This window comes from Marivirga tractuosa DSM 4126 (assembly GCF_000183425.1).
Classification (GTDB): domain Bacteria; phylum Bacteroidota; class Bacteroidia; order Cytophagales; family Cyclobacteriaceae; genus Marivirga; species Marivirga tractuosa.
The window spans coordinates 3,220,368-3,237,225 of sequence record NC_014759.1; the positions used below are offsets into that span (position 1 = coordinate 3,220,368).

Sequence of the window (16,858 nt, forward strand, 5' to 3'; positions counted from 1 at the left end):
CCATCTATTCATCATTAATCCTACATTTAAACCTCTGATGGTTGTCAAACCTATATAAACTTGATAATGATAGAATAAAAACTAGTGTAAATGATAATGTCTTAAAATTTGATTGTTTGTATATAAACAGTTAATTTAATGACTTATGTCATAAATGCATTTGGATGTATTTTTTACTTTTGTTTTAGAGAGCAAATAAACATGGACATTTTACAACCAATAAAAAAGCTTCTTATTAAAATTGGCCTGGAACCTGGCCGGAAATGGAAAAAAGTAGCTATTGTCTCTTTTGCTGCTTTTGTGGGCTTAGGATTTTATATATTAAAGGTTAGCCATGCAGTTTCCTATCTTTCTGATGATCCTCAAGCTTGTGTAAACTGCCACATTATGATGCCGCAATATGTAACTTGGAATCATAGTTCTCACAGGGAAGTAGCCACATGTAACGGATGTCATGTTCCTCACGATAATATTTTTAATCAATATTTTTTTAAGGCTAAAGATGGTTTATACCATGCCTCAGTTTTTACTATGCGTGCAGAACCACAAGTAATTCAGGCATTGGAAGCCTCACAGGCAGTAATTCAAAGTAATTGTATCAGGTGCCACGAAGACCAGGTAACAGATGCTAAAATGGGTTCGTTCGTGGAAGACCATCATTCCAAAAGAACGGATAGAACTTGCTGGGAATGCCACAGAGATGTGCCTCACGGTAGAGTTAAAAGTCTTTCATCAGTAGGTAGTCAAATTGAACCTATTAAAGTTCATGTGCCAGAAGACAGAGAGATTATACCGAAATGGCTTAAAGAATCCATGAAAGAAGAAAATTCGCAGAAACCTAAAACTATATCACCATGAAGAACTGGATACTATTTGGTATAACTGCTATAGCAGTATTTTTACTTGCCATGTTAGCTTATACCATCATCGATAGAAAGGCAGAAGCTAGATTTGCCTATCAGCCTAAAGTTGAAATCCAAAGTATTGAACCTAGAGATTCTGTTTGGGGCTTAAATTATCCAAGGCAATATCAATCCTACATGAAAACAGCAGATACCACTTTCAAAAGCATGTACAATACCAGTGGTTTTGCAGATATTCTGGATGAACAATCTGAATTGGTAGTTTTATGGGCAGGATATGGTTTTGGTAAAGATTATAACCAACCTCGAGGTCATGTTTATGCAGTAGCAGATATATTGAAAACACTAAGAACTGGTGCTCCAATGAAACAAGGGGATGGGCCAATGCCAAGCACTTGCTGGACTTGTAAAAGTCCTGATGTTCCTCGCCTAATGAAGGAAATGGGTGCTACTGAGTTTTATAGTAAGCAATTTTCGGATTTAGGCAGTGAAGTGATAAATCCAATTGGTTGTGCTGATTGCCACGATCCTAACACAATGAATTTAACCGTCACTCGACCAGCTTTAATAGAAGCTTATGAAGCAATGGGAAAAAATATTAATGATGCCTCACATCAAGAAATGCGCTCACTGGTTTGTGCTCAATGCCATGTGGAGTATTATTTCGATAAAGATAAGCCGGGTAAAGAAGGTGCTAATTATCTTACCTTTCCATGGAAGGATGGAATGGATGTGGAATCAGCAGAAGCCTATTATGATAAAACAGATTTTGCCGATTGGGTGCATCCAATTAGTAAAACCCGCATGCTAAAAGCGCAACATCCGGATTATGAATTATTTCAACAAGGCGTTCATGCCAAACGCGGTGTGAGTTGTGCCGATTGCCATATGCCTTACAAATCAGAAGGAGGGCAAAAATTCACGGATCACCATATTGGGTCTCCTTTAGAAAATGTGGAAAATTCATGCTTTGTTTGTCATAGAGAAAAAGTTTCTGATTTGGTAAGTGATGTTTATGAACGTCAAAGAAAAATAAAAGAAGGAACTTCAAAATTGCAGACTTTAATAGCTAAAGCGCATATAGAAGCCGGAAAAGCATGGGAATTAGGAGCTACAGAGGAGCAAATGAAAGAAATTCAAAAAGGTATCCGACATGCACAATGGAGATGGGACTATTCTGTAGCCTCACATGGTGCTGCTTTTCATGCTCCCTTGGAAACGAGTAGAATAGTTACCTCGGCTACCAGAATTATAATGGAATCTAGATTAAAATTAATGCAATTACTCAATTCTTTGGGCCATTCGGGAGATGTGGAAATGCCTAACTTAAATAGTAAAGAAGCCCTTCAAGAATATACCGGAATAGATATAAAGAAGGAACGCTATAATAAAGAAAAATTTCTGGAGGAAATTGTACCTAAGTGGATGAAAGAAGGGAAAGAAAGAGAAGCAAAAATGAATGTAAAAGAAGTGGGATCTAAATAGCCGATCCAAAAAACTCATTAATTATGAAAACCATAGCAAAATTTGGATTGAGCCTATTATTGGCTTTTTCCGCACAACTTTCTTATGCCCAATTTTCAGTTGAGGGACAAATAGTTCAGCGAGCTGAAGTACGGAATGGTGCAGGTCGCTTGATTGGTGTTGATCAAACACCTGCATCATTTATTGCTCATAGGGTTCGACTACAAACCAAATATGAGATGGAGGGCTTCACTTTCTATGCTAGCATTCAAGATGTGCGTACTTGGGGAAATGCTCCTCAAGTTAAAGCTTCGGATGGATTTTTGTCTTTGCATGAAGCATGGGCAGAAACTTCTTTGGGTGACTATTGGAAGATAAAGCTGGGAAGGCAAGAATTGAATTACGATAATTTCCGATTTATTGGAAACCTGGATTGGGCTTTACAAGGAAGAGCCCATGATTTTGCATTGGTAAAATATGAAAAAGAGACCATGAAATTCCATTTTGGTGGAGGCTATAATCAGGATGCGCAAGGCTTAACTGGTAATCTTTTTCAAACGCCCAATCAGTACAAAGTGGCTCAAATGATGCGATATGAAAATAAATGGGGAGATTTTCAGCTTTCTGCACTTTTATGGAATGATGGAAGGCAATTTATAAGCAGAGATTCTTTGGGTGCAGTGGTGGATAGTGATTTATACTACCGACAGACTATTGGTTTACCAACCATAAAATACAAATTTGGGAATACTTTAATATCAGGCTTTTATTATCATCAGTTAGGGAAAGATCCTGTGGGCAGAAATGTAAATGCTTATGATGTGAGTGCTCAACTCACTCAAACTTTAACTTCAAATGCAGATAAGGGGAGTAGTTTTAAAGCAACTTTAGGCTTTGAAATTCTAAGTGGAACCCCGTCAAATTCCGCTGCGGAAAATACTTCTTTCAGCCCCCTTTATGGAACTAACCATATTCATAATGGATATATGGACTTTTTTTATGTGGGGGGAAGATTTGGAGACAATGTTGGCCTACAAGACTATTATCTAAAAGGAAGATATCAGTTTAATTCAAATTTTTTCACACAACTTGATACACACGTTTTTTATGCAGATGCAGATGTAACAGGCTTTGGAGTAGGAGGCCCATCTATTACTCCTGCACCAATTAATTTTGATTCTTATCTTGGGACAGAATTAGATTTTTCTATTGCTTATATCCTAAATAGAGCTGTTTCTATTCAGGGTGGCTATAGCCAAATTTTTGCTTCAGAAACATTTGAATTTTTGCAGGGACAAACTGAATATAAGAGCACTCAAAATTGGGCTTATGTGATGTTCATTTTTAGACCTACAATGAAAAACAGATTTATAGGAATACTACTCTAATGACTAAATTTTTTAAAATAATACTTTCGACTAAGGTCACACTGGTTTTGCTTCTTGCTTTTGCAGGTGCTATGGCTGTGGCTACTTTTATTGAGAATGATTATGGAACAGAAACCGCTAGGGCAATGGTGTATGAGGCATGGTGGTTTGAACTCATCATTGCATGGATGGCCGTTAACTTTCTTGCACACATCAATAAATACAAACTTTTCAGCAAAGGAAAATGGCCGGTTGGCTTGTTTCATGTAGCCTTTGTAATTATCGTTTTGGGAGCAGGTATCACGCGCTATTTCGGTAAAGAAGGCATGATCCATATTCGTGAAAAGCAGGAAGAAAGTACTTTCTATACGAATGAACGCTATTTACAATTGGAAGCATTAGATCATGAAAAACCGCATCATTTTAATAAGAAATTAACTTTTACTCCTAAAACATTCAGCCATTTTGAAACAGATGTAGAACTGGCCGGCAAGGATTTAAAAGTGAAAGTTGCTGATTACATTGCTGCTGGTAAGGAAAGTTTTATTGAAGGGGATCAAACCTATGTTTCACTTGCTGTAACTATGGGAGAAGGCAGAGAAGACTTTCTACTCAAAGAAGGTCAGCAAGTCAAACTGGAAAATATAGCAATTGCAACGAAAAAGGATACTCAAGCTGAAGTAAAGATATTCAAGGAAGAAGGTGAATGGCTGATTGAATCGGATAAACATTTAAGCATAATGGAAATGTCCACGCAAAAAATGGGCACTTTGCATAAAAGTGAGAAAAAACCACTTCAATACATGAGCTTATATCAATGGGACGGAGGAGCATTTTTGGTAAAATCCATAAATGAAAATTCGGCCTTGAGTTATAAAACAGAAGAGGACGAAAAGAAAGCTGAGAATATGACAGATGTGGCTCATTTAGTGGTGGAAGACACAAAAGGCAATAAGCTGACCGATGCATTTGTTCATGTTGTGAGCATTGAACCAGACTGGACAAAATTTGAGTATGAAGGTCAGGAATATGGCATTACTTATGGTCCTAAAGCCATGAAACTTCCGTTTAGCTTATACCTTTCAGATTTTCAATTGGAACGTTATCCTGGAAGTCGAAGCCCTGCCAGTTATGCCAGCGAAGTAGAAGTGAGAGACGGGGAAAATAGTTTTCCTTTTCGGATTTTTATGAATAATGTGCTGGATCATGCAGGCTATCGCTTTTATCAGGCATCTTATGATACTGACGAAAAAGGAACGGTACTTTCCATCAATCAGGACAGACCAGGAACCTACATTACCTATTTGGGCTATACATTATTAACCTTAGGTATGCTCTTGACCCTTTTTGCAAAAGGTAGTCGTTTTTCCTTGCTCAATAAAAAGCTTAGCAGAATGCACAACCATAATACGTCTAAAATAAGCCAGAAATCTACGCTGATTTTAGCCTTACTTTGCTTTAGCTTTTTAGGATTACAAGCACAAGATAAATCAGCCATTGAGCATTCTGTGGTGCCCAAAGAAAAGGCCGATGAATATGGAAAACTGATTGTTCAGGATATGGATGGGCGAATGAAACCGCTCAATACCCTGGCACATGAAATCGTGCGCAAGCTTAGCGGCAAAACATATATGCCAATCCCATTAGAGAATGAGACTGTAAAGTTAAGTCCGGAACAATTTATACTCGCTGTACAGCTTGACCCTATCACCTATGGCAATTTGCCTTTGATAAAGATTGATAAGGAGAAATCACTGGAAGCTTTCAAAGCTTTGGGAATAGAGCCGACAGGTCGATTAAGTTTTAGGCAGTTTCTCGCAGATGATGGAGCTTATAAATTAAACCATTTAGTGGAAACAGCTAATAAGCTAAAACCTTCAGAGCGAAATGAAGGCCACAAGGAGTTGTTGAAAACCGATGAGCGTTTCAACATATTTTACGCCTTGCTTTCAGGGGATTTCTTACGACTTTTTCCATTAGAGGGTGAAGAAAATAATACATGGTTCACTAAAAATCAGTTCGATCAGGGCTTTGGTGAAGAAGACGGACGATTTGTGAAAGATATCATTCCTCTTTATCTGCAAAATCTGGATAAAGGGATTAAAGAAGGAGATTGGACTGGAGCTGATGAAGCTTTGGGCTATTTAAGTCTTTATCAGGAAAAAATAGGTGAGGAGGTTTATCCTTCCGAAATGGAAATTAAAGGTGAGCTACTTTATACTGAATTGAATTTGGGAAGCCGATTATTTGGTCCTTTTTGGCTCATTGGTATAATTATGCTGGTTTTTGCTATTCTTTACCTCTTTTATGATAATAAATTCCTTAGAATTGGATGGAAAGTAGGCACTGTTTTAAGTTGGTTAGGATTATTGGTTTTCACTTTTCATTTAGGGTTAAGATGGTATATAGCCAAGCACCCGCCATGGAGCGATGGCTTTGAAATGCTAGTTTTTGTAGCCTGGGGTGTTTTGTTCTTTGGCTTATTGTTCTCTAGAAAATCGCGCTTTACCTTGCCTTTGGGATTACTTTTTTCAGGCACACTCTTATTTGTTGGCTTTCTGGACTGGCTAAATCCTGAAATCACCAATCTGATGCCAGTACTAAATTCATATTGGCTGAAAATTCATGTGGCTATTATTGTCAGTGGGTATGCACCTTTAGCATTGGCAGCCATAATTGCACTTTTAAGTTTAATACTCTTGATATTCAAACCAAAAAATCCTACTAATCAATGGTGGAAGAGCATGGAAGAATTAACCATTGTAAATGAAATGTCAATTACAATTGGCTTATTTTTATTAGCGGTTGGGACATTCTTGGGAGGTGTTTGGGCTAATGAAAGTTGGGGCAGATACTGGGCTTGGGACCCAAAAGAAACTTGGGCACTGATTTCTGTGATTGTTTATGCCATTGTGCTGCATATTAGGTTAATTCCGAATTTAAGAGATTACTTGATTTTTAACTTAGCTAGTTTGTGGGCTTTTTCTTCCATCATCATGACATCCTTTGGAGTAAATTACTATTTATCAGGATTGCATTCCTATGCAAAAGGAGACCCTGTTCCAATTCCAGGCTGGGTATATTGGGTTGTCGGAACATTACTAGTTATCTCCGTTGGAGCTATTATAAGAAATAAGCAAATGAGATCTCAGGAGAAGTTGAATGTGACTACTTAGATGTTGACCCGATGTATATGGCAGTATATTGCACATTTGATTGAGCAATTTTAATAATAATTGTTAAATGTGTTGTGCATTTAGTATGTATTGGCTTTCCATTGTAAATTCACTTTTGGTCCGACCTAAATGACATTAAGGATATTATTGTACTTCAGGATACTCTTGATAAATACCTCGAAATCTCTAAACCAAACATAATTTGCCTTATCCTCGTTTTTCTAAATGTTTTTATTTTACAAGAGAACCCTCCCTTAGGCATTTAATTTTTACAAATGCCTGACATAGTAGTTTAATAGTTCATTACCAAAAATAAATAGAATCCGCCCGAGTCGGTAGTAGTTTCCACTAGCGAGACGCTAGCGGAAGGAAATTATTTTTCAATGGCGGTTTCCATTCATTATTGAACTCTCTAATGCTCGTGTAAAAGTATTAATCTAGGGTAGTATTTTTGAAATCAATGATTTTCGGTACGATCTGAGAAGCTCGTACCACTTAGTCAAATCTAAATCTGAACCCCTCCAAAAACCCCTACAATTAAGGCTGTTACTACGGCTAGTAGGATAACACTGAATTTCCAAATGCCATGCGCTCTGCGCAATTCCATATATTCCATTACCACCAAAATAAATTTGAATACTGCAAGAGTCATTACAATTCCTGCCGGAATCCATGCCTGAGCCATTTCAATACCCGAAACATAAGCACTCACAACGGTTAATATTATCAAAATGAGGTAAATCAAAATCAATCTTTTCATTTATTAAAAATTTGAAGTTTCAATCATTAAAAAACTAAGTAAATTACATTTCCACGTTTGGGTGTTCTCACCCAAACTTTTACATTAAAGCCCATTGATATCTCACAGAAACTTGAAGGTGATAACACCTTCAAGGGGGAGTGTTTAATAGAATAATCAATTGTTTCACATTAATTTTTTATTATTTCAATTATTAAAAAACCAGATATAGAGCTGGGAAAATCAGCAGCCATATTAAATCACACATATGCCAAAAAGCACCTCCTGATTCAATATCCTCTATTTTAAAGGCTTTCTTATTATTAGTTATTTTCACGAGAATTAAGCTGAGAATTACTAAACCTACTATCACATGAATGAAATGGAAGCCTGTTAACAACCAGTAAAAGGTGAAGAACATATTTTCCTCCACCCCAAGGCCCACATTAAGTTTTTCTTCATATTCAAACCACTTAATGAACAAAAAGGCAGAGCCGATCAAAATAGTAGCAAGCATGGAATAGATGCCGTTTTTGATATTCTCTTTTTTAAAGAAATGAACTGCTGCCGCCATGAAAAATCCACTTGTTAATAATACAATGGTGTTAATACCTCCCAGCGTTTTGTTTAATACGGCAGTTGATTGTGCAAATAACTCAGGCTCTTGAAATCTGTAATATATAAGACCTGCTAGCGCTAGTCCAAAAGTAAAAAGTTCTAGTAAAATCAAAATCCAAAGCAAGATTCCTCCTGGAGGTGATGATATTGCTTTATAGTTCACTTTATTCTGCTGAATTCTTGTTGTTAGCTCCATTCCAATAATCTTTTTTCTCCTTCAATATCTTTTATGTCTGTAATGTCTTGTGACATTTCTACTACACCTTTGTAATTCTTCTGATCGTCCAGAACAGCGAAGTATCTGATGTAGATTAAGCGTCCTTTGAAATTAATCCAGAAAGAAGCCTCACTCTTACTACCAGCTCTGAAAGCCTCCAAAATTTGTAGGACTTTCCCTACACTTTTCGGGGGATGGCAAAATTTAACTTCTCTGCCGATAATGCCCGCACTTCTAGGAAATACTCGCTCTTCACCTCTGTTATAGAAAATCACCTTGTCATTTTCATCCACATAGGTGATGTCAACGGGAATGGTTCTGAAAAGCAAATTAACTTGCTCCACCGTCATGTAGCCCTCGTCATAATGGGCACTTTTTTCATCTAGAAAAGTGAGATCTTTGGCTTGTTCATCCTTGGATGGGTGCACATATTCTGGTGTTTCTTTAGGGGAAGGTTCACATTCGGGCATCCAGCCAATTTCCACCTCTCCTTTTTCCATTTGTCTCCAATCTTGTTCTTCCAATATTTGGAGCGCATTAGGAAATAAAACAGTTTGCTCTACTGCCATCAAATTATTGATGCCATCTAACAGATAGTGAATATTTTGATCAATTTTTTCGAATTCTCTTTCCTCAAAGGATTTTCTCAATAGTCTAATTTGATCTCTTAAATTATCATGAAAGGACCACATGTTTTGAGACGGGCCGTTCCATCCTCTTTTTTCCAGATAAGGAAAAAGTTGGTTTTCTTTACGCTCAAACCTTTTGTCTATAGTGGTCAATTTGTTGAAGAGATTGAAAAACACTTGCGGCTCCTCTGAAGCCTTTACTGTTCTTAATTCCCAGATGATATTTTGTATTAAGTCAATCTCTTTTATATAATGATTAAGCGGATGCCATTCGGGCAATTTTGCTATTTCTTCAGGTATTTGCATAACTATTGATTTTTAATTTTTGTATATAATTTCACTAAAGAGTGAATCAAATCATCTGGCTTGGAAAGAATCTGATAATGGTTTTGTCCAAACATCTGAGGTAAATAATATTTGGCTTGCGATTCTATGGCTATTGCATAGGAGTTAATATTATTTTGGTTGAATTCTTTCAGGGCTTGCTTCACATCCTGCACACCATATTTTCCCTCATATCTGTCATAATCATTTGGCTTACCGTCACTGAGTAGAATCACCCATTTATTCTGGCTTTCCCTGCTTTGCAGTCTGGTGCCAGCATGCCGAAGCGCAGTTCCAATTCGAGTGTAGCCGCTTGGTGCAATTGCTCCCACTTTATAGCGGGCATTTGACCATTTTTCATCAAAATCTTTAATTGTAAGGTAGCTAGAATGATTTCTGGTTTTGGAATAGAAGCCATCAATGCAGAAATCAATGTTAAACTCATTCAATATTTCTCCAAAAAGAATAGAGACCTCCTTTTCAACATCCAATACTTTTCTATTATTGACATAGCTATCGCTTGAAAGGCTTAAATCCAACAATAATGTTAAGGAAAGGTCTTTTTCTTTTTTCCTGTTGTCAACATAGATATTCTCATCAGGCGATTTTTTGGCTTGAATATCAGTATAGAAATCCACCAAAGCATCAAGGTCAAAATTGCCTCCTGAAGTAAGCCTCTTTTGTTGTCGGGCTTTGTTGTTAATGGATGCGACCATCTTTCTTAAAGAATTCAATACACTTTTATTCTTCTGGATGGTATTTTGATAATAATGAATATCTGTTTCCTTCAAAAAATCAGGAAATAGTTTACAAAAATCCCTTTTATAGCTATTGGTTTTAAAATTCCATTCATCATAAGGAATATAAAAGGAATCACTCTCTTTTTCCGCACTTTCAGCTATGGTAGTTTGCTCTACGAAATCTGCCTGATAGACAGAATGAACGGCTTCATCAACCCGTACCGTTTGTCGCATTTTAAGTTCTTCCAATGCGTCTTGATGCTTTTCTAACTCATCTGATCCATCAAAATCTCGCCATACGCCATCATGCTCCTCTGCAGTTTCTACTTTTTCAAAATTGTGTAGAAGCACATAATCTTCCTGTTGCTTTTTGTCTATGGTGAGACTTTTAATCTCTTCTACTGCCTTGGTTTTTATGATGGTATCTGCCTTATCTTGGGCTTGGTGCAATTTGTTGTCAAAGTTCTCTAGTTTGTCAGGATCTTGCTCGTTTTTATGTGGCTTCATCCATTTGCCATAAAGCATGTGAAAGACTAGCGGTTGATTAGCTTCAGACTTGTCCTTAAAAAACTGGTAAAAATTAGCGTGTAATTCTTCTGCTATTGGAAATTCTGCAAAAAGCTCCGGCAAAATCTCTTCTGCACTTTGAGCGGCCATTTTCCTTGAAAGTAGAAGGTCATCTTCAGGATATTCCCAATTGATATTTTTTTCCTTTTGAACACATAAATAGATGAGTCTGAAAAAATAGAAAGAGAGATTTTCTTCTTTAGTCGATAATTCTGAAAAACTGATAGGTAGAAAGAAATTATTGCCCTTCCAGCCTCCCTCAGCTTCGGCAGGGTAGATTTCTATAGCACTTCCGGTGATAGCACGTGCTAGTAAAGTAAGCCTAGGTTTAATTTCATCCAGACTTACTTTTTGAGGAAGCTGCTCATTCTCTTTTGCTTTCTTATTTTTGAAGTATTTGGCTACCTTACCAAATATCCATTCATCCGGCTCAAATCCCATGTCTTAAAATTTTAGAATGATCTATTTTGAATTACTCCATCAGTAGTTCAGTAAAGAATTTTGGGTGATTAAATCATTAAATCACATAGGTCTCTTAGTGATGTTGTAGTATGTTCATCATCAGAAAGTGGCTCTACTACCGCCACATGCATACTTTGTCTTTTCGCCAAACCACTCTTAATCAGAATAGAGGCGTCAACCAATAGTCTCGTTGAAACTGTTTCTGCCAAGCCTAATTCAGTCAGATTTCTGATTTTATTGCCGATGTTTACTATTTTCTTGGCATTGCTGTGGTCAATTCCACTTTCATTTTCCAAAATCATCATTTCAATATCCGCTTTAGGATAATCAAATGAGAGAGCAATAAATCGTTGTCTAGTGGAAGGCTTTAGTTCTTTATAACCTTTTTGATAACCTGGGTTATAAGAGGCTACCAGCATAAAATTTGGATCTGCTTTAATCGTTTCTCCCAATTTATCAATAAAAAGTTCACGTCTGTGGTCGGTCAAGGAGTGGATAGCCACAATTACATCTGGTCGGGCTTCTGCTACTTCATCCAGATATAGAATAGCACCTTCTTTCACTGCTTTCGAAAGTGGACCATCTATCCAAACGGTTTCAGCTCCTTTGATAATATACCTACCAATTAAATCTGTTGCTGATGTTTCCTCATGACAGCAAACTGTAATCAACTTTTGCTGAAGTTGTTCTGCCATGTATTCCACAAATCTCGATTTGCCACTTCCAGTAGGTCCTTTTAGCAAGAGCGGGATTTTGTTTTTAAAGCTATGTTCAAAAACTTCCTTTTCATTATTTATTTCCTGATAAAAAATTGAATTTTCCATCTTTTAAGTGTTTAAAGTGTTGAAGCAAAGAATTAATTTGTCTTATCAAGCGAAAATGAAAGGGCGGAGACTTTTTTGAGATTTTACATCACAAAAATGACAAGCAAACTCCGCGCCTTACAACCATCACTAACCACAATCTATGATACTAACTCTGCTTGATTTTTTTGATTACTCATCTTATCATTATCCTCATCAAAAGGATTTTCGCTTTCCAGAGCCTCATCCGTTGGCTTTCCATATTTGATGAATTCATATATGTAAAAACCTATTCCTACAGTGAAAAGTGTTGCGCATAGAAGCATTACCACAAAGTGGATTTTAACTTCTTCCTGCACTATCATAAATTCCATTTTTAATTTTCTTTCCAGATAAACTTGAACTACGCCAGCTACTCCCATGGCGGTCACCATCCCGAGCATTCCAATATTTGAAAGCCAAAATGCTAAATGCCCATTTGTGTTGTTGTATCTTTTTCTGCCTGTCATATTCGGCATACTGTAACTAATAATCGCCAATACGATCATAGCATACGCACCCCAGAAAGCATAGTGACCATGCATAGCGGTTACTAAAGTTCCATGGGTATAAATATTAGTTTGAGGTAAAGTATGAGCAAATCCTAAAAGACCAGCTCCAATAAAGGAAACTATGGAAGCTCCAATCGTCCAAAATAATGCGATTTTATTAGGGTGATTCTTTTCGCCTTTCCGATACATATAGACTGCAAAAAGTGCCATTGCCAAGAAAGCAAGTGGTTCCAGTGCAGAGAAAATACCTCCTACAATAATCCAGATTTTATTTACTCCTATATAGTAATAGTGGTGTCCTGTTCCTAAAATACCAGAAAGGAAAGTAAGCCCAACGATTACATATAGCCATTTTTCAATTACTTCTCTGTCTACACCGGTAAGTTTGATCAAGAGGAATGCTAAAATACCACCCATGATCAATTCCCATACACCTTCTACCCAAAGGTGTACTACCCACCAACGGAAAAATGAGTCCGTTACCTGACTGTCAAACCATATCATGCCCGGCAGATATAAAAGTGCTGCAAAAAATAATCCCATAACTAGTACTATCGAAGTGGTAGTTTTGCGTTTTCCTTTATATAATGTGGCTATGATAATGCCTAAGAAAAGTAGAACATTTACTACTACCAGATAATCTAACTCTCTTGGGATTTCAAGAAATTTTCTTCCTTCCCAAATGTTAAAGTGATAGCCAGTTATGGCGACCACACCTACCACAGCTAGGGAAATTAATTGCACATACGCCCACTTGACGCTTACCAATTCTCTTTGTGCTTCTTCGGGTATTATATAATATGCTGCCCCCATAAATCCACTTAGTAACCAAACAACCAATAAATTAGTGTGTACAGCCCTAGCAGTATTAAAAGGGACAAAATCGTGTAGAACATCAAAACCTATTCGAGCAAATCCCATGACAAACCCGTAAACAATCTGCAAAGTGAAGAGTAGCATACACAGTGCAAAAAACCAATACGCAACTTTTTGTGATTTATATTTCATCTTTTTAAAATTTTAATTGCTTTTTTATTTTCCTTTAGCTTTATCTTTTGCCAAAGGCGATACCATATGGTCAAATCCATTGAGGTCGATTTCTCCAATCCATTTAAAATATTCTATCATAGCTTCGGCATCTTCTTCACTCATGTTATAAGCCACCATTTTCCTGCCGTTTGGCTGCCACGGAACCGGTGACATCAGAATAGCTTTGATGATAGGCTCACCTTTTCTGTCCACTACCTTTGTTAATTCAGGGGCATAGTAACCTCCCTCTCCAAGAATTGAATGGCAGCCCATACAATTATTCTCTTCCCATAGATGCTTTCCGCGCTTCACTTCCTCAGTGATATTTTCATGATTCGATTGATCATTGCTGGGCATCATGGAATAAACTGTTAACCCAATAAAAATCAGAAAGGTGACCAGCGTCCCTCCCAGAAAAAAAGCTTGTGCTTGCGATTTTGATAACATGACTGTTTGCTTTTGGTGTATAATTAATAAAAAGGGATATATATGTCCTTTATTATTCAAAGGTATATCTAGATTTTATAATTTTCAATAGGTCATTAAAAAAATGAGAGAGAGGTAGTATTGAATATTTTATAAAAAAGGTTTTTAAATCGTTTAAATAGACTTTCTAGGTAATTTTAAAATCTTTTAAATGCCAAAAAACAGCTTAAGATTTGATTTATATCATAGTTTTTGAATGCTGTAAAAGTGGGTTTTAATCATCTTTTGATCAAAGTTGAGCTTAATCATAAGGGGTAGTTTGATTTCGATTTATAATTATTTTCAAAAAGCTTGACCCTTCTCATTTTATTGGCTGACTTAAAGCATGTTTAGTATTAAAACAAGCTCATACCTTTGATATTTTCAAATAAGTTTAATGGATTCACAAAAAATATTTGTGTCCGGATAATTTTAAAGTTACTCTATGGCATTTTCAACTCACCAGCATTCTTTTCATATTCCTGTAATGGGATTAGCCTATACTATTGATACACCAATCAGAATTGCACATTTAGGCATTAACTCGGTAGTTTCATTAGGGGATGATGTTTTAATAGAAAGAGTGAGAAAATTCTATTCTCAAAAATTCGATTTCGAGTTTATCCCTATTTTATCTTCAGAATTAGATGCAAGAGCTAAGAGGATTACTTCTTATCTTAATCTAATGCATAAGATTGTGGTTCAGAAGTTTGAAGAGCATAAGGTGAAACTTGCTACAGACGATAATTATCTTAATAATTTTCTTGAGCTCTTACCTGATTACTCAACTGCTAAAAGGAAGCTTATTGAGTTTGGTAAAAAGCTTAGTCAAACCGAATTTTTAGATACTTTACATAAAACGCTGAATCCTGGGAAGATTGATGTGAATATCATGACTAAATTGGATAAAACCAATTACCATGAAAATGAAGCGCTTCCCATTAAATATAATGATGGGCATTCATCATTTAGGGCATTTGCAGACAGTAATTTGTCTTCATCGGTAGTGCTGTCAGCAGGAATGAATCCTAAATTATTTAGTTATATGGCTGAATTTAATGATTTTCTTCCGGATGCTTCGGGCAACTTTAAAAAGGAAGTGATTATTAAAGTAAGCGACTACCGGTCTGCATTTATTCAAGGGAAGTTACTTGCCAATAAAGGAATCTGGGTTTCGGAATATAGAGTGGAATCTGGTTTGAATTGCGGTGGACATGCATTTGCAACCCAAGGGAAACTTATGGGGCCAATTCTTGAAGAATTTAAAAATAACCATGAAAATTTAGTCAATACTTTATTCCCCATTTATCAAAAAGCTTTATCGGAAAAAGGAATTGTTCAAGAAAAAATGCCTGCAATAAAAATTACAGCACAAGGTGGAGTGGGCAATGCTGAAGAACATGATTTCCTTTTAAGTCATTATAAATTAAATTCAGTAGGTTGGGGAAGTCCGTTTTTATTGGTTCCGGAAGCAGTATCAATAGATGAAGCTACTCGCCAACAATTATCTGTGGCAGAGGAAAAGGATTTTTATTTAAGTAATGCTTCTCCATTGGGAGTGCCATTCAATAATTTAAGAAAATCCTCTAGGCAAAAAGAAATGTCCAAAAAATTACAGAATGGAAAAAGTGGAAGTCCATGCACCAAAAAATTTCTGATGTTAAACACAGAATTTACGGATAAACCAATTTGTACAGCTTCTACTAAATACCACAAGCTTAAATTAAAGCAGCTCCAATCTGAGAATTTAAGCAAGGAAAAATACCAAGAGGAATATTCAAAACTAATGGAAAAGGAATGCTTATGTGGAGGGCTATCCACTGCTTTTTTCTATGAGAATAATATGGATACTAATTTGGAGGGATCTGGCGTGACAATTTGCCCTGGACCAAATCTTGCCTATTTCAGTGGTAAAATTAGTCTCAGGAGTATGATCAGGCATATATATGGGAAAAAGGATGTGTTAAATCAAACTAGGCGTCCTCATATGTTTATTAAGGAATTGGAACTTTATCTACAATATCTCTTGAAAGAACTGGATAAATTTCAAGAAGCACCTAGTAATAAAGCGGCAAAATATTTAAATGATTTTCAAGCTAATCTCCTTGATGGCATCGATTATTATAAATTCTTATTTCAAAGAGAAGCAGCCTTTTCAACTAAAGTAATTCAGGATGCTCTGGAAAAACTAAACCATATTGAAGATCAACTTAAATCAATTACAGTTTCACAAAATTCTTCAGTTTTGACCTGATTTATTATGGAATTTAACTGCTTGTGTAACAAATATTACAATTTAGAAGTATATTAAAAGATAAATTTGTCCTAAATTAAAATATAAAGAAAATGGAAGTCAAACACACTTATAATTTAGACCTTGAATGGCAAGAAGGAAGAATTGGTTTAATGAGCTCACCTGAGCTTCATAAAAAAATAACCGTAGCAACACCACCTGAATTTCCTGGTGGGGTAGAGGGAATCTGGTCACCAGAGCATCTTTTTACAAGCGCAGTATTGTCTTGCTTTATGACCACCTTTTTAGCAATGGCTGACTATTCTAAATTAGAATTTTCAAAATTTGATTGCAAAGCAGAAGGTGTTCTGGAAAAAGTAGATGGCAAATTCAAGATGTCAGAAATTATCTTAAAACCTTCTATAGTATTGCATGACGAGTCCAAAACGGATAAAGCAATTCGGCTTATGGAAAAAGCGGAGGCTGCCTGCCTAATTAGCAATTCAATTACATCATCAGTAAAGTTGGACTTTTCAGCAATTCAAGTTTCTGAGCCTGTTTAATAAATAGTTCTATATTTCAAGGAGGCCAGATAAAACGGGCCTCTTTTT

General features: G+C 36.4%; 13 protein-coding genes. 6 read left to right on the forward strand and 7 right to left on the reverse strand.

The features are described from left to right. The first annotated feature begins 201 nt into the window (after positions 1-201). From nrfH to ccsA, 4 genes are read left to right on the forward strand one after another with little or no spacing between them, the layout of a single operon-like run. The gene (nrfH, locus tag FTRAC_RS13670; RefSeq protein WP_041650740.1) at positions 202-858 is read left to right on the forward strand and encodes a cytochrome c nitrite reductase small subunit; all 657 of its coding nucleotides are present in this window, start codon (positions 202-204) and stop codon (positions 856-858) included. Further along, a complete protein-coding gene (gene nrfA, locus FTRAC_RS13675) occupies positions 855-2,348 on the forward strand; it encodes an ammonia-forming cytochrome c nitrite reductase (protein WP_013454857.1) in 1,494 nt (497 codons plus the stop codon). The genes nrfH and nrfA overlap by 4 nt, the downstream gene beginning before the upstream one ends. 23 nt (positions 2,349-2,371) lie before the next feature. Next, positions 2,372-3,715, forward strand: coding sequence for an alginate export family protein (locus FTRAC_RS13680; RefSeq protein WP_013454858.1), 1,344 nt, complete (start codon positions 2,372-2,374; stop codon positions 3,713-3,715). Further along, entirely contained in the window at positions 3,715-6,870 is a 3,156-nt protein-coding gene (gene ccsA, locus FTRAC_RS13685) for a cytochrome c biogenesis protein (protein WP_013454859.1), read from the forward strand. Before FTRAC_RS13680 ends, ccsA begins: the two co-directional genes overlap by 1 nt. Before the next feature lie 505 nt (positions 6,871-7,375). On the opposite strand, the gene FTRAC_RS13690 is transcribed toward ccsA, so the two are convergent. From FTRAC_RS13690 to FTRAC_RS13720, 7 genes are all read right to left on the reverse strand, one after another. Next, positions 7,376-7,630, reverse strand: a complete 255-nt coding sequence (locus tag FTRAC_RS13690; protein ID WP_013454860.1) for a cytochrome C oxidase subunit IV family protein — start codon at positions 7,628-7,630, stop codon at positions 7,376-7,378. Positions 7,631-7,823: 193 nt separating this feature from the next. Continuing rightward, positions 7,824-8,423: a cytochrome c oxidase subunit 3 gene (locus FTRAC_RS13695; RefSeq protein WP_013454861.1), complete on the reverse strand. Its 600-nt coding sequence runs from the start codon at positions 8,421-8,423 to the stop codon at positions 7,824-7,826. Further along, on the reverse strand, positions 8,414-9,379 hold the full coding sequence (locus FTRAC_RS13700) for a DUF438 domain-containing protein (RefSeq protein WP_013454862.1): 966 nt from the start codon (positions 9,377-9,379) through the stop codon (positions 8,414-8,416). The genes FTRAC_RS13695 and FTRAC_RS13700 overlap by 10 nt, the downstream gene beginning before the upstream one ends. A 2-nt stretch (positions 9,380-9,381) precedes the next feature. Continuing rightward, complete coding sequence (locus FTRAC_RS13705; RefSeq protein ID WP_013454863.1) at positions 9,382-11,145, reverse strand: nitric oxide reductase activation protein NorD; 1,764 nt, start codon at positions 11,143-11,145, stop codon at positions 9,382-9,384. A 68-nt stretch (positions 11,146-11,213) separates the two neighbouring features. Continuing rightward, entirely contained in the window at positions 11,214-11,990 is a 777-nt protein-coding gene (locus tag FTRAC_RS13710; protein ID WP_013454864.1) for a CbbQ/NirQ/NorQ/GpvN family protein, read from the reverse strand. Between the two features lie 140 nt (positions 11,991-12,130). Continuing rightward, positions 12,131-13,528, reverse strand: coding sequence for a cbb3-type cytochrome c oxidase subunit I (locus tag FTRAC_RS13715; RefSeq protein WP_013454865.1), 1,398 nt, complete (start codon positions 13,526-13,528; stop codon positions 12,131-12,133). Positions 13,529-13,552: 24 nt separating this feature from the next. After that, on the reverse strand, positions 13,553-13,996 hold the full coding sequence (locus FTRAC_RS13720) for a c-type cytochrome (RefSeq protein WP_041649845.1): 444 nt from the start codon (positions 13,994-13,996) through the stop codon (positions 13,553-13,555). A gap of 463 nt (positions 13,997-14,459) precedes the next feature. Between FTRAC_RS13720 and FTRAC_RS13725 the strand changes: the two genes are divergently transcribed. Together FTRAC_RS13725 and FTRAC_RS13730 are read left to right on the forward strand one after the other, a co-directional pair. After that, on the forward strand, positions 14,460-16,268 hold the full coding sequence (locus FTRAC_RS13725) for a hypothetical protein (RefSeq protein WP_013454867.1): 1,809 nt from the start codon (positions 14,460-14,462) through the stop codon (positions 16,266-16,268). 92 nt (positions 16,269-16,360) lie between these two features. Next, positions 16,361-16,810 (forward strand): OsmC family protein, encoded by a 450-nt coding sequence (locus FTRAC_RS13730; protein ID WP_013454868.1) that lies wholly within the window; start codon positions 16,361-16,363, stop codon positions 16,808-16,810. Positions 16,811-16,858: the final 48 nt, after the last annotated feature.